Source organism: Bradyrhizobium sp. HKCCYLRH1034 (genome assembly GCF_051168375.1).
In the GTDB taxonomy this organism is placed as follows: Bacteria; Pseudomonadota; Alphaproteobacteria; order Rhizobiales; family Xanthobacteraceae; genus Bradyrhizobium.
This window is the reverse complement of the sequence record NZ_JBNPUW010000008.1, coordinates 99,273-119,376: the sequence shown is the minus strand read 5'-3', so window position 1 is coordinate 119,376 and position 20,104 is coordinate 99,273. Positions and strand designations below refer to the sequence as shown.

Annotated in this window: 13 protein-coding genes; 10 read left to right on the top strand and 3 right to left on the bottom strand. The window is 66.7% G+C overall.

Annotated features, from left to right (window positions below; genetic code table 11):
• The first annotated feature begins 17 nt into the window (after positions 1-17).
• The gene (gene asnB, locus ACQR0W_RS20410; protein WP_316186971.1) at positions 18-1,988 is read left to right on the top strand and encodes an asparagine synthase (glutamine-hydrolyzing); all 1,971 of its coding nucleotides are present in this window, start codon (positions 18-20) and stop codon (positions 1,986-1,988) included.
• 102 nt (positions 1,989-2,090) lie between these two features.
• Here asnB and ACQR0W_RS20405 read toward each other — a convergent pair whose 3' ends face one another.
• A complete protein-coding gene (locus tag ACQR0W_RS20405) occupies positions 2,091-3,053 on the bottom strand; it encodes a lysylphosphatidylglycerol synthase transmembrane domain-containing protein (RefSeq protein WP_315712786.1) in 963 nt (320 codons plus the stop codon).
• A 187-nt stretch (positions 3,054-3,240) separates the two neighbouring features.
• Between ACQR0W_RS20405 and ACQR0W_RS20400 the strand changes: the two genes are divergently transcribed.
• From ACQR0W_RS20400 to ACQR0W_RS20375, 6 genes are all read left to right on the top strand, one after another.
• Positions 3,241-4,524 carry a nucleotide sugar dehydrogenase gene (locus ACQR0W_RS20400; protein ID WP_434840825.1) on the top strand — a complete coding sequence of 428 codons (1,284 nt, stop codon included), beginning with the start codon at positions 3,241-3,243 and terminating at the stop codon, positions 4,522-4,524.
• Between the two features lie 10 nt (positions 4,525-4,534).
• Entirely contained in the window at positions 4,535-5,551 is a 1,017-nt protein-coding gene (locus ACQR0W_RS20395) for an NAD-dependent epimerase (RefSeq protein ID WP_315753218.1), read from the top strand.
• An 11-nt stretch (positions 5,552-5,562) separates the two neighbouring features.
• Complete coding sequence (locus tag ACQR0W_RS20390; protein WP_315712782.1) at positions 5,563-6,975, top strand: mannose-1-phosphate guanylyltransferase/mannose-6-phosphate isomerase; 1,413 nt, start codon at positions 5,563-5,565, stop codon at positions 6,973-6,975.
• Between the two features lie 70 nt (positions 6,976-7,045).
• Entirely contained in the window at positions 7,046-9,268 is a 2,223-nt protein-coding gene (locus ACQR0W_RS20385; protein ID WP_316169680.1) for a tetratricopeptide repeat protein, read from the top strand.
• Between the two features lie 81 nt (positions 9,269-9,349).
• Complete coding sequence (locus tag ACQR0W_RS20380; RefSeq protein WP_315753215.1) at positions 9,350-11,569, top strand: tetratricopeptide repeat protein; 2,220 nt, start codon at positions 9,350-9,352, stop codon at positions 11,567-11,569.
• 84 nt (positions 11,570-11,653) lie between these two features.
• On the top strand, positions 11,654-13,873 hold the full coding sequence (locus tag ACQR0W_RS20375; protein WP_316235137.1) for a tetratricopeptide repeat protein: 2,220 nt from the start codon (positions 11,654-11,656) through the stop codon (positions 13,871-13,873).
• Between the two features lie 7 nt (positions 13,874-13,880).
• Here the strand turns inward: ACQR0W_RS20375 and ACQR0W_RS20370 are convergent, their stop codons facing one another.
• Entirely contained in the window at positions 13,881-14,591 is a 711-nt protein-coding gene (locus ACQR0W_RS20370) for a DUF1223 domain-containing protein (protein WP_315753213.1), read from the bottom strand.
• Between the two features lie 360 nt (positions 14,592-14,951).
• On the opposite strand from ACQR0W_RS20370, the gene ACQR0W_RS20365 reads away from it, so the two are divergent.
• On the top strand, positions 14,952-15,959 hold the full coding sequence (locus ACQR0W_RS20365) for a Gfo/Idh/MocA family protein (RefSeq protein ID WP_315712777.1): 1,008 nt from the start codon (positions 14,952-14,954) through the stop codon (positions 15,957-15,959).
• A gap of 55 nt (positions 15,960-16,014) precedes the next feature.
• A complete protein-coding gene (locus ACQR0W_RS20360) occupies positions 16,015-17,166 on the top strand; it encodes a DegT/DnrJ/EryC1/StrS family aminotransferase (protein WP_315753212.1) in 1,152 nt (383 codons plus the stop codon).
• Between the two features lie 524 nt (positions 17,167-17,690).
• Here ACQR0W_RS20360 and ACQR0W_RS20355 read toward each other — a convergent pair.
• Positions 17,691-18,179: an HXXEE domain-containing protein gene (locus ACQR0W_RS20355; RefSeq protein WP_315753211.1), complete on the bottom strand. Its 489-nt coding sequence runs from the start codon at positions 18,177-18,179 to the stop codon at positions 17,691-17,693.
• Positions 18,180-18,455: 276 nt separating this feature from the next.
• Between ACQR0W_RS20355 and murJ the strand changes: the two genes are divergently transcribed.
• Positions 18,456-19,985 (top strand): murein biosynthesis integral membrane protein MurJ, encoded by a 1,530-nt coding sequence (murJ, locus tag ACQR0W_RS20350; protein ID WP_315753210.1) that lies wholly within the window; start codon positions 18,456-18,458, stop codon positions 19,983-19,985.
• Positions 19,986-20,104 lie beyond the last annotated feature (119 nt).

Here is a 20,104-nt window from a genome sequence, read left to right as displayed (position 1 = left end):
GCAGCGGAGCGGGGACCATGTGCGGCATAGCCGGCCTGTTTCGCCCCGGCGGAGCCGACCAGGCCCAACTGGCCGGGATCGTCGAACGGATGACGGCAGCGCTGGCGCATCGCGGCCCCGATGCGTCCGGCAGTTGGATCAGTGCTGCGAAGGGGCTTGCCTTCGGACATCGCCGTCTGGCGATCCTCGATCTCTCCGAGGCCGGGGCGCAGCCGATGCACAGTGCCTGCGGACGCTACACCGTCACCTTCAACGGCGAGATCTACAACCATCTCGATGTCCGTGCAGAACTGGAGGCCGCCGGCGCCGCGCCGAATTGGCGCGGTCATTCCGACACCGAAACGCTGCTCGCCGCGATCAGCCGATGGGGCGTTGAGCCGGCGCTTCAGCGCCTGATCGGCATGTTCGTCTTCGGGCTCTGGGACGCCGAAACTCGGCAGTTGATCCTGGCGCGCGACCGCTTCGGCGAAAAGCCGCTGTTCTACGGCTGGAGCGGCGCCGATCTGGTGTTCGGCTCCGAGCTCAAGGCGCTGGCGGCGCATCCCTCCTGGGCGCCGTCGCTCGACCGCGCGGCGCTCACGGCGTTCATGCGCTATTCCTACGTGCCTGCGCCCGCCACGATCTGGACCGGCATCCGCAAGCTGCCACCGGCGTCGTTCGTGAGCTTCGCCTCGGATGCGGCTCCCGGCGGCTGGCCACTGCCGCAACCCTATTGGTCGCTGCGCGATCGCGTCGCTGCCGCCCAGGAGGATCGCATCGCCGACGAGCGCGAGGCCGTCGATCGGCTGGAGCAGTTGCTGTCGGTCGCCGTGAAGCGGCAGTGCCTGTCGGACGTGCCGCTCGGCGCGTTCCTGTCCGGGGGCGTCGATTCATCGACCATCGTGGCCTTGATGCAGGCGGGGGCGAGCCAGCCGGTCCGCACCTTCAGCATCGGCTTTGCCGAAGGTGGCTACAACGAGGCCGAGGACGCCCGCAGGGTTGCCCAGCATCTCGGCACGGATCATACCGAGCTGTACGTCGATGCGCGGACCGCGATGGACGTGGTGCCGAAGCTGCCGCGGATCTATGACGAACCGTTCGCCGACTCCTCGCAGATCCCCACGCATCTGGTCGCGCAGCTCGCGCGCCGGCATGTGACCGTCGCATTGTCAGGTGACGCGGGCGACGAGCTGTTCGGCGGCTACAACAGGCATGTCTGGGGCGGCGCGCTGCAGGCGCGTCTTGGTCGCGTGCCGATGCCGCTGCGGCGTGCCATTGGCGCCGTTCTCGGCGCGATCGCCCCAGAGCCGGCCGAGACGGTTCTCAGGGCGCTGCAGCCGGTGTTGCCGGCCCGATTGAAGGTTCGGCATGCCGGCGATCAGGTGGCCAAGCTCGGCCGCGTCATTGCCGCCGACGGCTTTGATGGCCTCTACCGGGCGCTGTGCTCGATCGATCAGGATCCGGCCGGGACGGTGGTGGGTGGCACGGAGCAGGAGAGTTGGGCGGGGAGCGAGATGCGGCAGCTCGCGGCGCGGCTCGATCCGCTCGACCGCATGACCCTGGCGGATTCCCTCAGCTATCTCAGCGACGACATTCTGCAGAAGGTCGATCGCGCGGCGATGGCGGTTGCGCTGGAGACGCGTGTGCCGTTCCTCGACAAGGACGTCGTCGAGTTCTCCGCCAAGGTGCCCGCCGGCATGAAGGTGCGGGACGGCCGCGGCAAATGGCTGGTGCGGCAGGTGCTGTATCGCCACGTACCGGCCGAGATGATCGATCGGCCGAAGACCGGCTTCAGCATTCCGCTCGAGGCGTGGCTGCGTGGGCCGTTGAAATCCTGGGCCTCGGACCTGCTGTCGCCGGAGCGGCTGAGGCGGCAGGGCCTGTTCGATCCGGTGCGGGTGACGCGCATGTTCGACGAGCATCTCAGCCGCCGCCACAATCATTCCTACTGGCTGTGGAACGTGCTGATGGCGCAGGCCTGGCACGACGAATGGGCGCGCGCCGCTTAGAGCATGATCCGGAAAAGTGGAAACCGGTTTTCCGAAAAGATCATGCTCAAACAAAGAGATGAGATCATGATGCGATTCCGTGGAATCGCATCATGATCCAGGTCAGTCTTCGACCGTCGCGGGAACGGCGAGGCGGCCGGCGCCTTTTTCGGCGCTGAGAATCCACACCAGCCCGCCCATGCCGCCGACGATGAAGTAGACCGCGCCGAACAGGATCGAGACCACGGTGCCGTCCGCCGGCGCCAGGCCGGCATAGCCGAAAGCCACCATCATCGTCGCCTCGCGCACGCCCCAGCCGGCGATCGAGATCGGCAGCATCGTGATCAGCATGATCGGCGGGGTCAGCAGGAACAGTTGTTCGAATGCGGCTGGCGCCGCGATGGAGCGCACCGCGCACCAGGCAATGACGACGGCCAGCACGTGAATTGACAGTGACAGCGCGGCGATCTTCGCAGCCGTGGTTCGGCCGAAGATCACCTTGTTCGCGATCACCGAGCAGGCATAGACGTGACGCGTCGGCCACCACGCCTTCATCCACGCCGCCGGCAGATGGCCGATGGTGAGGAAGCCGACGCCGGCCGCCAGCGCGGCGGCGTCGACCAGCACCAGGGCCAGCCGCCCGTGCTCGTCGGCGATCATGCCATAGCTCCACGGCAGGCTCGAGACGATGATCAGCGCTAGCGCAATGAAGCCGACGGCGCGGTCGGTCAGGATCGAGTAGCTGGCCGCGCGCCAGCCGGCGCCGGTGCGCCCGATCAGCCAGAGACGCACGGCATCGCCGCCGATCGAGGACGGCAGGGTCTGGTTGAAGAAGGCGCCGATCATGTTGTAGCGGAACGCCTGCAGGTCCGTCAGCGGCGCGCCGCACAGCGCGGAGATCTCGCGCCACCGCAGGGCGCCGATGAAGATCTGCACCAGCGTGATGGCTACCGCCAGCCCGATCCAGCCGATGTTGATCTGGCTGAGCCGTTCGCGGATCGCCGCAAAGTTGATCCCGCGCAACGCGAGATACAGCAGGGCCAGCGACACCACGATCCGGAGGAGAAGAATCAAAAACGCACGCATGCCAGGCTGGCTTCGCTCTTGGTTGAAACGGTCCAAGCCGAGTGCGATACGCGCAACTCCCGTCCTGGCAAGGCCGGACCCCGGTCGAGGGGGAGCCTTAGCCGCCCCTTGCGGTCCTGATGCACCGGTGGCTAAACAGTCGCAGGGGTGGCGTCAATGGCCTCCGAAACGACCGGAATATCAATTTATGTCTCATGGCCGGAAGATTGCGGTGATAGGCCTTGGCTATGTCGGCCTGCCGGTCGCGGCTGCGTTCGCGCGGACAGGCTGCCCGACGATCGGGTTCGATATCGATGCGGTCCGGGTCGCGGAGCTGAAGGATGCAAGGGACCGGACCTGCGAGGTCGATGCGGCCGACCTGCGCCGGCCAAGCCTGCGCTTCACCAGCGAGCCGGATGATATCGCGACTGCCGATTTTTTCATCGTCACCGTTCCGACCCCGATCGATAGCGCGCGGCGGCCCGATCTCGGCGCCATGCTGGCCGCGACGCGCACGGTGGGGGCCGTTCTGAAACGCGGCGACATCGTCGTCTATGAGTCGACCGTGTACCCGGGCGCCGTCGAAGAAGACTGCGTCCCGTTGCTGGAGAGCTGCTCGGGACTGAAGGCGGGGACGGATTTCAACGTCGGCTATTCGCCGGAGCGCATCAATCCCGGCGACAAGACGCATCGCTTCGAGACCATCACCAAGGTGGTCTCGGCACAGAATCCGCAGACGCTCGCGATCGTCGCCGCCGTCTACGGCTCGGTCGTCACCGCTGGCATCCATCGCGCGCCATCGATCAAGGTCGCCGAGGCGGCCAAGGTGATCGAGAACACCCAGCGCGATCTCAACATCGCCTTCATGAACGAGTTGTCGCTGATCTTCCAGGCACTGGAGATCGATACCGGCGACGTGCTCGCGGCTGCCGCGACCAAGTGGAACTTCCTGCCGTTCACCCCCGGCCTGGTCGGCGGCCACTGCATCGGCGTCGATCCCTATTACCTCACCTACCGCGCCGAGAAGGCGGGCTACCATCCCGAGGTGATCCTGGCGGGCCGCCGCATCAATGACGAGATGGGCCGGCGCATCGCGCGCGAATGCATCCGCGGATTGCTGCGGCGGAAGGGCCGGGGGGGCGTCGTCACCATTCTCGGCATGACGTTCAAGGAGAACGTGCCGGACATCCGCAATTCGCGGGTGATCGACATCATCAGCGAATTGCAGTCGTTCGGCGTCGAGGTGCAGATCGCCGATCCCCTCGCCGATGCAGCGGCGGTGCACGAGGAGTATGGCATCGGCCTGACGGCGATCGAGGCGCTGCGCCCAGCCGACGCGGTGGTGTTGGCCGTGTCGCACGATCAGTATCTCGCCGGAGGCTGGGCTCTCGTGCAGGGCCTGCTGCGCGAGGAGAGCGGCCTCGTGCTCGACGTGAAGATGAAGCTCGACCGCGCGAGCAAACCCGCCGCCATCGAACTGTGGCGACCCTGACGGAGCGACCATGGCAGATCATCCCATCCTCGTGACCGGCGCCGCCGGCTTCATCGGATTCCACCTGTCGCAGCGGCTGCTTGCGGAGGGGCGCCGGGTCATCGGCATCGATAACGTCAACGCCTATTACGATCCGAAGCTGAAGGAGGCGCGCCTCGAGATCCTGAAGGCGCAGCCGGGTTTCGTTTTTCATAAGCTCGATCTCGTCGACCGCGCCGGCATCAAGGCGCTGTTCGCCCAGCATCGCTTTCCGGTCGTGGTGCATCTCGCCGCTCAGGCCGGCGTGCGCTACTCGCTGGAAAATCCGCACGCCTATGTCGACGCCAATCTCGAAGGCTTCATCAACGTCCTCGAAGGCTGCCGCCATCATGGCTGCGAGCATCTGCTGTTCGCCTCGTCCTCATCGGTCTATGGCGCCAACACCAAGCTGCCGTTCTCGGTCAAGGACAATGTCGATCATCCGATCAGCCTCTATGCGGCGAGCAAGAAGGCCAACGAACTGATGGCGCATTCCTACAGCCATCTCTACCGCCTGCCGGCCACCGGGCTGCGCTTCTTCACCGTCTACGGCCCCTGGGGCCGTCCCGACATGGCGATGTTCATCTTTGCGAAGGCCATCCTCGCCGGGCAGCCGGTCAAGCTGTTCAATCAGGGCCGGATGCGGCGTGATTTTACCTATGTCGACGACATCGTGCAGGCCATCGTCCGCCTGATCGGCCGCCCGCCCCAGGGAAACCCGGATTGGGATGGAAACAGACCCGATCCGTCGAGCAGCCGGGCGCCATGGCGGATTTACAATATCGGCAACAATCATCCCGAACAGCTGATGGACGTGATAACGTTGTTGGAGAAGGAATTTGGGCGGCCGGCCATCAGGGAGATGCTGCCGATGCAGCCCGGCGACGTCGAGGCGACCTACGCCGATGTCAGCGACCTCGAGCGCGACATCGGCTTCCGGCCGGCGACGTCGATCGCCGACGGCATCGGACGTTTTGCGAAATGGTACCGCGACTATCACCGAATTTAACGGGTTGATTCATGACCGGACGCATCATTCCTCTCATCATGTGCGGCGGCGCCGGGACCCGGCTCTGGCCGGCCTCGCGCGAGGTCAGGCCGAAGCAGTTCCTGCCGCTGTTCGGCGCCCGTTCCACGTTCCAGGACACGCTGCTGCGCGTCTCCGATGCCGATCTCTTCGAGCGGCCGATCATCATCACCAATCTGGCCTATCGCTTCATGGTGCTGGAGCAACTGGCCGAGATCGGCATCGAGGCCGACATCCTGCTGGAGCCGATGCGGCGCGATTCGGGCCCGGCCATCGCCGCCGGAGCGGCGTTCGCCCAGTCGCGCCATCAGGACGCTGTCGTGCTGGCCCTCGCGGCCGATCACGTCGTCCGTGACACCCCCGCTTTTCTCGCGGCGTGCCGGCAGGGGCTCGCGGCCGCCGAGGCCGGCCGCATCGTCACCTTCGGCGTCAATCCGGAGCGCGCGGCCACCGAATATGGCTATATCAGCCCGGGTGCATCGGTATCCGGGGAAGTGCGGGCCGTCGCGAAATTCGTCGAGAAGCCGGATCAGCCGACCGCCGAGCGCTACATTCGCGAAGGCTATCTCTGGAACAGCGGCAACTTCATGTTCCGCGCATCGGTCCTGCTCGATGAATACCGCAAGTTCGATGCGGGCAGCGTGCAGACGGTGATCGACGCTGTCTCCAAGGCCGGCCGCGACCTCGGCTTCATCATCCTGGACTCCGATGCCTTCGCGGCGGCCAAGCCGATCTCGATCGACTATGCCGTGATGGAAAAGACCGAACGTGCCGCCGTGGTGGCGGTGTCGTGCGGCTGGTCTGATGTCGGCTCCTGGCATGCGGTCTGGGAACTGTCCGACAAGGACGGGCAGGGCAATGCCGCGCGCGGCACCGCCGTGTTCGAGGATTCCCGCAACTGCAACGTGGTCACCGACAAGGCGCTGGTCGCGCTCGAGGGCGTCGATGATCTCGTCGTGGTGGCGGCGCAGGATGCCGTGCTGGTCTCGCGCCAGCGCGATGCCAACGGGTTGAAGCGGCTGGTCGCCAAGCTCAAGACCGTCGCGCCCGAAGTGACCGAGGCGCACATCAAGGTGCATCGGCCCTGGGGCAGCTATCAGTCGGTCGACAATGGCGAGCGTCATCAGGTCAAGCGCATCATCGTCAAGCCCGGCCAGCGGCTGTCGCTGCAGAAGCACTATCACCGCTCCGAGCACTGGATCGTAGTGCGCGGCGCGGCGCGGGTCACCATCAACGAGACGGTCAAGACCGTGCACGAGAACGAATCGATCTACATTCCGATGGGCGCGGTGCACCGGCTGGAGAACCCGGGCAAGATCCTGCTGGAACTGATCGAGGTCCAGACCGGGTCCTATCTCGGCGAGGACGACATCATCCGCATCGAGGACGATTACCGCCGCGAGTAGGGCGGGGTCTCGCCGCGAATCACGCGAGCCGTGCTAGATAGCCCCGGACGTCGTCCGCCGGAGAGCTTCCTTGCAAAGCACGATCGGATCGCGCGCGTTCCAGAACGCGCGCCTGCAGAAGAAGAACCGCAAGCAGGCCGACGGCCTGCTGCCGAAGGCCGTCGAGGCCTACCGGTCGGGCCGGCATGCCGACGCCCAGGCCATCTGCGGTCAGGCGCTGGCCCTCGTGCCCGATCATTTCGACGCCCTTCACCTTCTCGGCGCCTCCGCGCTCGACAGCGGTCGGCTCGACCTCGCCGAGCAGGCCCTGACCCGCGCCGTCGCGGTGGAGCCGCGCAATGCCGAGGCCCTGGCCAATCTCGGCCTCGTGCTGTTCAGCATGAAGCGCTACGAGGAGGCGCGCGCGGTGCAGGAGCGCGCCGTCGCGCTCAAGCCCAATTTCGCCACGGCGCTGACGAGCCTCGGCAACACCCTGATGAACATGCAGCTGTTCGCGCAGGCGATCGAGGTGCATGACCGCGCCATCGCGCTGAAGCCCGACTTCGCCGACGCCTACTGCAATCGCGGCATGGCGCAACTGCTCCTGCTGCGCAACGAAGAGGCCAGACAGAGCTTCGACCGCGCCTTGGCGCTGGCGCCGCGGCACATGCAGGCGACCTTCGGCAAGGGGTTGGTCAGCGTCAATCTGCGGCACCTCGAGCAGGCGCTCGCCGCCTTCAACGCCGCGCTTGCCATGAAGCCGGGCACGGCGGCCGTCATCGCGCAGCGTGGCCGCCTCTATGTGCAGATGGGACGGTTCGCCGAGGCCGAGGCCGATTTCGATGCCGCGCTGGCGACCGACCCCGGGCTCGAGGCGGCGCTGCTTGGCAAGGCGCATGTCTGCGTGCTCACCGAGCGGATCGCTCCGGCGATGCTGGCCTGCAAGCGGGTGCTGGAGCAGAATCCGGCGTCGGAGGTGGCGCTGATCTGGCTCGGCACGTGCCTCGCAAAGCAGGGAGATACCGCCGGCGCCATCCAGCACTTCGACCGCGCCCTCGAGATCAAGCCGGATTTCGAGGATGCGATCATGAAGAAGATCTTCGCGCTCGATTTCTATCCCGGTGCCGACGTGGCCGTGCATCAGGCCGTCCGCCGCGAATGGTGGGAGCGGATCGGCGCGCATGTCTCGCAGCGCCAGCTTGCCGCCATCGACCGCGATCCGGATCGCCGCATCACGGTCGGCTACGTGTCGTCCGACTTCCGCAGCCATTCGGCCGCGCTGACCTTCCTTCCGGTGCTGCGCCATCACGACCACGCGGCGTTCAAGGTCATCTGCTACTCGTGCTCGCCGCTGGTCGATTCGGTCACCGAGCAGTGCAAGGCGGCGGCCGATGGCTGGGTCGACGGATCTCAGCTCTCCGACGATGAGTTGGCCGATCGCATCCAGGCCGATCAGGTCGACATTCTCGTCGACCTCTCCGGTCATTCGGCCGGCAACCGGCTCACCGTGTTCGCCCGCAAGCCCGCGCCGATCCAGGTCACCGCGTGGGGCAATGCGACCGGCACGGGATTGCCCACGATGGACTACTTCTTTGCCGATCCAGTGACGGTGCCGGCGGCCGTGCGGCCGCTGTTCGCCGAGCAGGTCTACGATCTTCCGGCGCTGATCACCACGGATCCGCTGCCGGACGCGCAGCCGACGCCGCTGCCGATGCTGCGCAACGGCTACGTCACCTTCGGTGTCTTCAACCGCGTCGACAAGATCTCCGACGAGGTGCTGAGGGTGTGGTCGGCGCTGCTCCAAGCGTTGCCGGACGCCCGCATCGTCATCAAGAACGGCGCGCTGGAGGACGCATTCCTGCGCGACACGCTGATCGCCCGCTTCGCCGCGCACGGTGTCAACGAGAGCCGCCTCACCTGTCTCGGCGCTTCGATGCGCCACGAGCACATCGCGGCGTTCGCCAACATCGACATCTCGCTCGATCCGTTCCCGCAGAATGGCGGCGTCAGCACCTGGGAATCGCTGCAGGCCGGCGTTCCCGTCGTCGCCAAGCTCGGCAACAGCGCGGCGTCGCGGGCCGGCGGCGCGATCGTCAAGGCGATCGGGCTCGACGACTGGGTGGCCGAGGACGACGAGGGGTACATTGCGATCGCCCTGAAATACGCGGCGCGGCCGGCCGAACTCGCTCAGCTCCGTGCGGAGCTGCCGATGCGGGTGGCCGACTCGGCCGCCGGCAACGTCGAGACCTACACGCGCAAGGTCGAGGAGGGGTATCGCCAGTTCTGGCGCCGCTATTGCGCTACTGGCGGCTGAGGCCCATCCGTCGCGGCCTGAAGCAAGGTCGCGCGTGAACAAGCCCGATATGTAGATCCACGCGTTATTCGGAGGCCGTCTTTGGCAAGCGATGTCGGTTCCCGTGCGTTTCAGAATGCGAGGCTGCAGAAGAAACACCGCAAGCAGGCCGACGCGATGATGCCCACGGCCGTCGCCGCCTATCGCGGTGGTCGGCGGGCCGAGGCCCAGGCGATCTGCGGCAAGATCCTGGCGTTGCTGCCGGACCATTTCGATGCCCTGCATCTGCTCGGTGTGACGGCGCTCGACGGTGGCCAGATCGATCTCGCCGAGCAGGCCCTGACCAGGGCCGTGGAGATCGAGCCGCGGCATGCCGAGGCGCTCTCCAATCTCGGTCTCGCGCTGTTCAACCGCAAGCGCTTCGAGGAGGCGCGCAAATGCCAGGAGCGCGCCGTCGCGCTGAAACCGAATCTGCTCGTGGCGCTCACGGGCCTCGGCAACACGCTGATGCGCCTGGGCCGGCCGGAGGAGGCGATCACCGCGCATGACCGGGCGATCGCGCTCAAGCCCGACTATGCCGACGCCTATTGCAATCGCGGCATGGCGCTGCTTCCGCTCGCCCGCAATGCAGAGGCCAATGCGAGCTTCGATCGCGCGTTGTCGCTCAACCCGCGTCACATGGAGGCGATGTTCGGCAAGGGGCTGGCCAGCATCAATCTGCGTCACGTGACCGATGCGCTCGCGGCCTTCGATGCGGCGCTCGCCATCAAGCCCGGTGCACCGCAAGTGCTCGCCCAGCGCGGCCGGCTGCATCAGATGGCCGGGCGTTTCGACCAGGCGAAGGCGGACTACGAGGCGGCGCTGGCGCGTGATCCGATGCTGGAGATGGCGTTGCTCGGCAAGGCCCAGCTCGGCCATTTCAAGGACGTCGCCCAATCCGTCGACGCCTGCCGCAAGGTGCTGGAGCAGAATCCGCGCTCCGAGGAGGCCTGGCTGTGGCTCGGCGTCTGCTATGGCAAGCAGGGCGAGGTCGCCTCGGCCGTCGCACATTTCGATCGCGCCCTCGAGATCAGGCCCGATTTCGCCGAGGCGATGACCGCCAAGATCTTCACGCTCGAGTTCATGCCGGAGGCCGATTTCGCGCTCCAGCAGGCGGCGCGGCGCGAATGGTGGCAGCGGATCGGCGCCCACATCCCGCGCCGGCCGGCGGCCAAGCGCGATCTCGACCCGGAACGACACCTGACGATCGGGTACGTCTCGTCCGACTTCCGCAATCATTCGGCCGCGCTGACATTTCTGCCGGTACTCAGGCATCGCGACCCGCAGAATTTCGCGATCGTCTGCTACGCCTGCTCGCCGGTGCAGGACAGTGTGACCGCGCAGTTCCGTGCCTGCGCCGATCTCTGGGTCGACGCCGTGCAGATGTCGGACGACGAACTCGCCGACCGCATCACGGCCGATGGCGTCGATATCCTGGTCGATCTCTCCGGCCACTCCGCCGGCAACCGGCTGCCGCTGTTTGCCCGCAAGCCCGCACCTATCCAGGTCACGGCCTGGGGCAGCGGCACTGGCACCGGCCTGCCGACCATCGACTACTTCCTGGCCGATCCGGTGACGGTGCCCGACGCCGTGCGTCATCTGTTCGCCGAGCAGGTCTACGACCTGCCGGCGGTGATCACCACCGAAGCGTTGCCGGACATCGCGCCGACACCGCTGCCGATGCTCAACAACGGCTTTGTCAGCTTCGGCGTGTTCAATCGGCTCGACAAGATCTCCGACGCTGCGCTGATCGTCTGGACCCGCATCATGCAACAGCTGCCGGACTCGCGCATCGTGATCAAGAGCAGCTCGCTCGATGATCCCTTGTTGCGCGATCGTCTCCTGGCGCGCTTCGCCGCCCATGGTGTCGCGCCGGAGCGGGTCGTCTGCCTCGGCTGGTCGACGCGCGAGCAGCAGATCGCGCAGTTTGCCGAGGTCGACATCTCGCTCGATCCGTTCCCGCAGAACGGCGGGGTCAGCACCTGGGAATCGCTGCAGGCCGGCGTGCCGGTCATCGCCAAGCTCGGCTGCAGCGCGGCGTCGCGTGCCGCCGCCGCGATCGTCACGGCGGTCGGGCTCGGCGAATTCGTGGCCGAGGACGACGAGGGCTATGTTGCGCTCGCCGCGAAGTGGGCCTCTCAGCCGGCGGAGCTCGCCAAGCTGCGGGCCGCGCTGCCGGCGATGGTCGCAGGCTCGGCCGCGGGCAACGTCGAGACCTACGCGCGCAAGGTCGAGGAGGGCTACCGCCTGTTCTGGCGCCGCCATTGCGCCGGCGCCGGCTAGTCCTGGTGTCGCGGCATCCGCTCGTGCCGCATGTGAGTTCACCGCGTTCCCGCGATCTGCACGCTCCTCGTGGAGGCAAGTCTCTTGGCAAGCAATGTCGGCTCTCGCGCCTTCCAGAATGCGAGATTGCAGAAGAAGCATCGCAAGCAGGCCGATGAGCTCATGCCGCGCGCCGTGGCGGCGTATCGTGCCGGCCGTCACGCCGAGACGCAGGCGATCTGCGGCCAGATTCTGGCGCTGCTTCCCGACCATTTCGATGCGCTGCACCTGCTCGGCGTCACGGCGCTTGACGGCGGCCAGCTCGACCTCGCCGAGCAGGCCCTGACCAGGGCCGTGGAGATCGAGCCGCGGCATGCCGAGGCGCTCTCCAATCTCGGTCTCGCGCTGTTCAACCGCAAGCGCTTCGAGGAGGCGCGCAAATGCCAGGAGCGCGCGGTCGCGCTGAAACCGAATCTGCTCGTGGCGCTCACCGGCCTCGGCAACACGCTGATGCGCCTGGGGCGGCCGGAGGAGGCGATCGCCGCGCATGACCGGGCGATCGCGCTCAAGCCCGACTATGCCGACGCCTATTGCAATCGCGGCATGGCGCTGCTTCCGCTCGCCCGCAATGCAGAGGCCAATGCGAGCTTCGATCGCGCGTTGTCGCTCAACCCGCGTCACATGGAGGCGATGTTCGGCAAGGGACTCGCCAGCATCAATCTGCGCCATTCCGACGAGGCGCTCGCGGCCTTCGACGCCGCGCTTGCGATCAAACCCAACGCCGCGCAGGTGCTGGCACAGCGCGGCCGGCTGCATCAGCAGGCCGGACGTTTCGACAAGGCGATGCCCGATTTCCAGGCCGCGCTGGCGCTCGATCCGCGGCTGGACGTCGCGCTTCTGGGCTTCGCGCAGCTCAGCGCCATCAAGGACAATATCGCGCCGGCGATGGATGCCTGCCGCAAGGTGCTGGAGCAGAACCCGCAGTCGGAGGTTGCCTGGACCTGGCTCGGAGAATGCTTCTGCAAGCAGGGCGATCTCGCGACGGCCTTGCAGCACTTCGAGCGTGCGCTCGAGATCAAGCCGGATTTCGGTGATGCGATCACCGCGAAGATCTTCCTGCTCGACTTCATGCCGGATACCGATTTCGCTCAGCACCAGGCGGTACGCCGGGAATGGTGGACCAGGATCGGCAGCAAGATCACGCGCCGGCCGCCGCCGGTCCGCGACCGCGATCCGGAGCGGCGGCTCACCATCGGCTACGTCTCGTCCGATTTCAGGAATCACTCGGCTGCCCTGGTGTTCCTGCCGATCCTGCGCCACCACGACCATCAGGCGTTCAGGGTCGTCTGCTATTCCTGCTCGCCGCTGCAGGATGGCACGACCGAGCGATGCCGTTCTGCCGCCGACCTCTGGGTCGACGCCTGGCAGATGTCCGATGAGGAACTGAGCGACCGTATCGAGGCCGATCAGGTCGATATCCTCGTCGACCTCTCCGGCCATTCCGCCGGCAACCGGCTGCCGGTGTTCGCGCGCAAGCCGGCGCCGGTGCAGGTCACGGCGTGGGGCAGCGGCACCGGCACGGGGCTTCCGACCATCGACTACTTCTTCGCCGATCCGGTGACCGTGCCGGAGGCTGTGCGTCCGCTGTTTGCCGAGCAGGTCTATGATCTGCCGGCCGTGATCACCACCGATCCGTTGCCGGGATGGCAGCCGACGCCACTGCCGATGCTGCGCAACGGCACCGTCACGTTCGGCGTCTTCAACCGGATCGACAAGATCTCCGAGCCTGCGCTCGCGCTCTGGTCCCGCCTGATGGGCGCGCTGCCGGGCTCGCGGATCGTCATCAAGAACGGCGCGCTCGATGCGCCCTTGCTGCGCGACGGCCTCGTCGCGCGGTTCGTGGCGCATGGCATCGCGCAGGAGCGCATCACCTGCCTCGGCCTGTCGACGCGCGACCAGCACATCGCGCAGTTCGCAGGCATCGACATGTCGCTCGACCCGTTCCCGCAGAATGGCGGCGTCAGCACCTGGGAGTCGCTGCAGGCCGGCGTCCCCGTCATCGCCAAGCTCGGCCACGGCGCGGCGGCGCGCGCGGCCGCGGCGATCAACACGGCGGTCGGGCTCGGCGACTTCGTGGCCTCCGACGATGACGGCTACATCGCCATCGCGCTGAAATATGCTGCCGCACCCGCGACGCTGGCGAAGCTGCGTGCTGAACTGCCGGCCATGGTTGCCAACTCGGCCGCCGGCAATGTCGAGACCTACACGCGCAAGGTGGAGGAGGGCTACCGCCAGTTCTGGCACCGGTACTGCGCCTCCTCCTGACCGCATACTACAATCGCGCCGCGCCGACGATGCGCCCGTCCGCCGCTTCGAGAATCACGGCGGCATCCTCGCCCTCCGGCATGGGTTCGGTGAGGCGCAGCGCGGTGCCGCTCCAATCCCCAAGCGGACGCACCGAGCGCACCACGTTGAGCTCCTCCAGCGTGCGGCCGCCATTCTCGCCGCGGCGGATCGCCGTTTCATGCCGATGATCGAAGCCGACCAGGAGGAGGCGTCCGCGTCCTTCGCCGCCGTCGACCTCGACCGTGAGCCTGTCGCCATCGCGCGCGAGCTTGAGCCGCGCCGCCGTCGCGCTCGCGCCCCTGGCGCGATCGATCGCGGCTCCCACCTCGGCCCTGTTGGAGCCGACATGACCCGTCACCCCGTCGACGACGATCTCCGGCGTGTAGGAGCCGTCGCCGAAGCGGCTGCCGTAGCGGGCCTGGCGGTCGGTGGCGGCCGGCAACGAGAACGGATCCTTCCAGCCCAGCCGGTCCCAATAGGTGACGTGAAAGGCGAGCGGCAGCACGTCGCGGCGCTGCCGCACCAGCTCGTTCAGATAGGCATTTGCAGGCGGGCAGGAGGAGCAGCCCTGCGAGGTGAAGAGCTCGATGACGACAGGCCGATCCACCGCGGCCACCGACGGCGACCACGGGGCAAGCGAGGCGAGCAGCACGGCGAAGGATGAGGCGTAGCGGAGCGAGGCGAGGCTGAGGGTCATGGGTGTTCTCCGGCGATGTGACGTGATCTCCTTCGCCGGCGGGATCCACCGTGTTACCTCCTGCCGTAGCCAACACGCAGGCGTGAAGACGCATCGACCGTTACCTTCGCGGCCTGTCGTGACGCGTGAGCAGGGCGCTCGCCACACGTGAAGGGCATCGTGCACGCCGTTCAAAAGACAGCGCTTTTCGTCCGCACCCGATGTAACTTTCTGAATCAAATCGTGTCCTGAAAAAGGTTTCCGCATTCGCCTCGCTTCAAGCGGCATGCTAGGAGAGCTTCGACCGGTGATTTGCCGTTCGTTAACCGTTGCGGCCAATCCGTGACGTCGCAATCCGGGGACATTGATGGGGTCGATGACATGAGTTCCAAGGGGGCGGGCCACAAGGCCGAGCTGAGGCAGGCGCTGCGAGTCGGCGTGATCGGAGCCGGCGTGATGGGCAGCAATCATGCCCGCGTGCTCGCCGGTCTGCCCGACGTGCACCTCGTCGGCGTCGTCGATCCGCTGCCGGCGCATCGCAGCCGCGTCACCGAGCTTGCTAACTGCCCGACCTTCGAGACGCTCGATGAGCTCGTCGCCGAGGGCGTCGACGCCGTGACGATCGCCGCGCCGACCCATCTGCATCACGAGCTCGCGCTCGCCTGCATCGCCCGCAAGGTGCATCTGCTCGTCGAGAAGCCGATCGCCTCCACGGTCGAGGAAGGCAAGGAGATCGTCTCGGCCGCGCACCGCGCCGGCGTCACCCTGATGATCGGCCATGTCGAGCGCTTCAATCCGGCGGTTGCCGCGATCAAGAAGGCGATCGCCGGCGAGGACATCCTGTCGATCGCGATCACCCGCGTCGGCCCGTTCCCGCCGCGCATGTCCAATGTCGGCGTCGTCATCGACCTCGCCGTGCACGACATCGACCTGATCCGCTGGTTCACCGAGTCCGACATCATCGAGGTGCAGCCACAGCTCTCCAGCGCGGTCGCCGAGCGCGAGGACATCGCGCTTCTGCAGTTCCGCACCGCATCGGGCGTGTTGGCCCACATCAACACCAACTGGTTGACGCCGTTCAAGGCGCGCAACGTCACCGTGGCGACGCGCGGCAAGTACATCATGGGCGACCTGCTGACGCGCCAGGTCACCGAATGCTTCGGCTTCAAGCCGGACGGCAGCTACTCGATGCGGCATCTCCCGGTCGGCCATGACGAGCCTCTGCGCGCCGAGCTGATCGCGTTCCTGCATGCGGTGCGCTCGGGCACGTCGCCCGCCGTCACGGGCGACGAGGGCGTCGCGAGTCTGGCGATCGCCACGCAGTGCCTGGAAACCTCGAGCCATCGTCCGGCCGAGGCCGCCGCCACCAAGCTGCGCGCGGCCGGCTAGCCGGCCCGGCCTTCGCTTCATCCTCATTTCCGTTTGCGAACATGTGTCAGAGCTCATGAACCAGCACCTGCGTCATCAGCCTATTCCGTTCATCGACACCGCCGCGCAGCGCCAGCGGCTCGGCAAGTCGCTCGATGACGCCGTCGCCCGCGTGCTGGCGCATTGCCAGTTTCTCGGCGGCCCCGAAATCATCCAGCTCGAGAAGGAGCTGGCTGAATTCTGCGGCGCCAAATACGCCGTGAGCTGCTCCAGCGGCACCGACGCGCTGCTGATGGTGCTGATGGCCCAGGGCATTGGCCCCGGCGACGCGGTGCTGTGCCCGTCCTTCACCTTCTGCGCCACCGGCGAAGCGGTGGCGCTGACCGGCGCCACGCCGGTGTTCGTCGACGTGCTGGAGGACACCTTCAACATCGATCCGGCCTCGCTCCGCCGCGGCATCGCCACCGCGAAGCGGCTTGGCCTGAAGCCGAAGGCCGTCATCCCAGTCGACCTGTTCGGGCAGAGCGCCGACCACGATGCGGTCGCCGCGATCGCGGGGGACGAAGGCCTGTTCGTGCTCGACGACGCAGCCCAAGGTTTTGGCGCCAGCTACAAGGGCCGCCGCATCGGCACCTTCGGCCTCGCCACCGCCACCAGCTTCTATCCGGCCAAGCCGCTCGGCTGCTTCGGCGACGGCGGCGCCATCCTCACCGACGATGCTGGCCTCTTGGAGCGGCTGCGCAGCGTGCGCGCCCATGGTGGCGGCAGCGACAAATACGACAATGTCCGCCTCGGCCTCACCGCGCGGCTCGACACCATCCAGGCTGCGGTGCTGATCGAGAAGCTCAAGATCTTCGAGGACGAGATCGCCGCGCGCAACGCGGTGGCCGAGCGCTACACCGCGGCGCTGGCCGACGTCGTGAAGGTGCCGCGCCTCGCCGAGGGCTGCACCTCGGTCTGGGCGCAATACACCATCCGCCTGCCCAAGGGCGTCGACCGCGACACCTTCGCTGCCGCGCTGAAGGCGCAGGGCATTCCGACCGCGATCTACTATCCGAAATCGATGCATCAGCAGACCGCCTACCGCATCTTCCCGAGCGCCGATGGCGGCCTGCCGGTCAGCGAGCAGCTGTCCAGCGATGTCATCAGCCTGCCGATGCACGCCTATCTCGACGAGCCGACGCAAGGGCGCATCATCGACGTCGTCCGCGGCGCAGTCCGGGCCTGAGGCCTTACGCATCCTTGACGTCACGCCGCTTGCTGCGGCGCGGCTCACAGCGCCGGCGGGCGATCTGCCCCGTTGGCAGCCCCAAATCACACTGTCGTCCCGGCGAACGCCGGGACCCATACCGCGTGATCTCTGAAACGGGCAGGCGGCCCGATCCACGCGCCCCATCGGCCGCACGGCGTATGGATCCCGGATCAGCGCCCGCCGCCGCTTCGCGTCGGCCGGCTTGTCCGGGATGACAGCGGAGTGCTTGGCACGCATCTGGCGCCTTCTCCGGTGTTGTTCGTGCTGACGCCGCATCGGCACACTCATCGTCATTGCGAGCGAAGCGACTTGTCCGCCATAGCCCGAAGGGCGACGGCGGAAGCAATCCAGCGCTGCGCGTGCGGCCCTGGATTGCTTCGTCGCTGACGCTCCTCGCAATGACGGTGGTGAGTTGCGTGCTCGCAGCAAGCCTCGCCCCGATGAGCGCATCGACATCCGGAGTACTAATCGGCCCTACGGGCTGAGCGAAAGATCGTTGGCTACTGCGAACCGTTGATCACTCGGCCAGCTCTGAAGAGAACAGGGATGAGGGCAACGATGGCAATCACGACCAGCGGTCCGGCCCAAACGAACGTGCCGCTGTCAATGTAGCCCTCCGCCAACGCCGTTCGCAGCAGCGTGGCGGTGACCGGCAAATTGATGAGCACTGCAGTTGCAGTCCCCGGCGCATAGCGGCGCATCGCCAGTGTCGACAGAACATGCGGGACGGCGACGTTCAGCAGCATGGCCAGTGCGTAGCCACACAACAAGTAGGATCCGAGACTTTGCTTGCCCTGCAAATTCGCGAGAACGGCCGCGACCGCTGCCACCAGCGTCAACACCGCCAACGCAAACCGAAACTCACTGCTTCCTACGGTATGGTGCCATCTCCCAGCCGTTGCCGACCATCCCGGCAACCAAACGGCCTCTTCGACGTTGTGAACGGCAATTGCCGCCACAAAGAACCATGCGAGAGTTGAGTAGCTCACTCTGGGAACCAAGCTTCTAACAACGCCACATTGCATGCCTACCTTGGTCGGGACATGACCCATTTGACATGTCTCAAGTGTCCGCGAACCGGAGGTCGGACATCGGCCCGAGCATGCTTGCCAGCCGGCGGAGCGCAAGATCCGAGACGATATGTGCTGGCGCTGGCCGCAAGTCGGGAGAGGGGGCCGCGACCGGGTCGCCACAATTTACCCCCAAGCAGGCATCGCCCGCGTTCTCCGCTTCAAACCCGCCCCCCAATGCTCTAGAAGCCCCCCATGCTCGGACGTATCTTCACCGTCGGCGGCTATACGCTGCTGTCGCGCCTCACCGGCTTTGCCCGCGACATCATGCTGGCGGCGATTCTCGGCGCTGGGCCGGTGGCGGATGCGTTCTTCATTGCGTTCCGGCTGCCTAATCATTTCCGGGCGATCTTCGCCGAGGGGGCGTTCAACGCGGCCTTCGTGCCGGCCTATGCGCATGTCCATGGCGAAAAGGGGCCGGCCTCGGCGAGCCTGTTTGCCGACCGCATCTTCACCCTGCTGCTGGCCTCGCAAATCGTGCTGCTGGTCCTCGCCTGGGTGTTCATGCCGCAGGCGATGACGATCCTGGCGCCCGGCTTCACCGACGATCCGGCGCAGCGGGACCTGGCGATCACGCTGACCCGGATCACCTTTCCGTACCTGCTGTTGATCACGCTGGTGACGCTGTATGGCGGCATGCTCAACGTGATGCAGCGTTTCGCCAGCGCTGCGGCGGCGTCGATCTTCCTCAATCTCGCGATGATGGGGACCTTGGCGCTGGCGGCGTTCTTCCCCGGCGTCGGTCATGCCGCGGCCTGGGGCGTGCTGATCTCGGGCTTCCTGCAATATTTCCTGCTCGCCGGCGATCTCGCCCGTCACGGCGGGCTGCCGCGCTTCGCGCCGCTCAAGCTCGACGACGACATCCGCGCCTTCTTCAAGGCGCTGGGGCCGGCCACGCTCGGCTCGATGGGCACGCAGGTGGCGATGTTCGCCGACACCATCATCGCGACGTTCCTCCCCGCGGGCGCGATCTCGGCGCTGTATTATGCCGACCGTCTCAACCAATTGCCGATCGGCGTGATCGGCATCGCCATCGGCACCGTGCTGCTGCCGGAAATGTCGCGGCGGCTGACGGCGAACGATCATGAAGGGGCCATGGAGCAGCAGCGCCGCGCCTTCGAGTTCACGCTGCTGTTCTCGGTGCCGTTCGTCGCCGCCTTCCTCGCGGTGCCCGACGTCATCACGCGGGCGATGTTCGCGCGCGGCGCCTTCACCAAGGGCGATGCGGCGGCGGCGGGTGCGACGCTTGCCGCCTATGCCGTCGGCCTCATTCCGTTCGTGATGATCCGCAGCGCGGTCTCGACCTTCTACGCTCGGAAGGACACGGCCACGCCGGTGAAGGCCTCGCTCACCGGGCTGACCGCCAACGTCGTGCTGAAGGTGCTGCTGATGGGCTCGCTGGCCCAGGTCGGCCTCGCGCTGGCGACGGCCGTCGGCGCCTGGATCAACCTGCTGCTCGTGCTCGGCTTCGCCGTGCACAAGGGCTATCTGCGCTTCGATCGGCGGCTCACCATGTCGCTGCTGAAATTTGCCGGAACCGGCGTGGTGCTCGCGGCGGCGCTGTGGGCGACGGCGTTGGTGGCATCGGCCCATCTCGCTTCGCTCGGCCGCTTGCAGGACGAAGCCGTTCTCGGCCTGTTGATCGTGGTGGGGGCCGTCATTTATGCCGGCGCCATTCTGGTGCTGTTCGGCCCGCGCTGGCTCAAGGCCCTCGTGCGGCGCTGATGTTTGCGCTGCAGCATCGAGCTGGTGGCATGCCTGCGGAGAGTTGACCGCACGTGGGTCCAGGGGCGGCCATATGGCGTTTGCGCGAGTCTTCGTTCCGCTGCAATATGCCGTCCAAT

What these genes read in the sequence shown, in the direction of transcription:
- ACQR0W_RS20360 (WP_315753212.1), top strand. Translation starts at nt 16,015, where the DNA reads ATGAACCAGCACCTGCGTCATCAGCCTATTCCGTTCATCGACACCGCC.
- murJ (WP_315753210.1), top strand. Translation starts at nt 18,456, where the DNA reads ATGCTCGGACGTATCTTCACCGTCGGCGGCTATACGCTGCTGTCGCGC.
- ACQR0W_RS20405 (WP_315712786.1), bottom strand. Translation starts at nt 3,053, where the DNA reads ATGCGTGCGTTTTTGATTCTTCTCCTCCGGATCGTGGTGTCGCTGGCC.
- ACQR0W_RS20370 (WP_315753213.1), bottom strand. Translation starts at nt 14,591, where the DNA reads ATGACCCTCAGCCTCGCCTCGCTCCGCTACGCCTCATCCTTCGCCGTG.
- ACQR0W_RS20365 (WP_315712777.1), top strand. Translation starts at nt 14,952, where the DNA reads ATGAGTTCCAAGGGGGCGGGCCACAAGGCCGAGCTGAGGCAGGCGCTG.
- asnB (WP_316186971.1), top strand. Translation starts at nt 18, where the DNA reads ATGTGCGGCATAGCCGGCCTGTTTCGCCCCGGCGGAGCCGACCAGGCC.
- ACQR0W_RS20395 (WP_315753218.1), top strand. Translation starts at nt 4,535, where the DNA reads ATGGCAGATCATCCCATCCTCGTGACCGGCGCCGCCGGCTTCATCGGA.
- ACQR0W_RS20400 (WP_434840825.1), top strand. Translation starts at nt 3,241, where the DNA reads ATGTCTCATGGCCGGAAGATTGCGGTGATAGGCCTTGGCTATGTCGGC.
- ACQR0W_RS20390 (WP_315712782.1), top strand. Translation starts at nt 5,563, where the DNA reads ATGACCGGACGCATCATTCCTCTCATCATGTGCGGCGGCGCCGGGACC.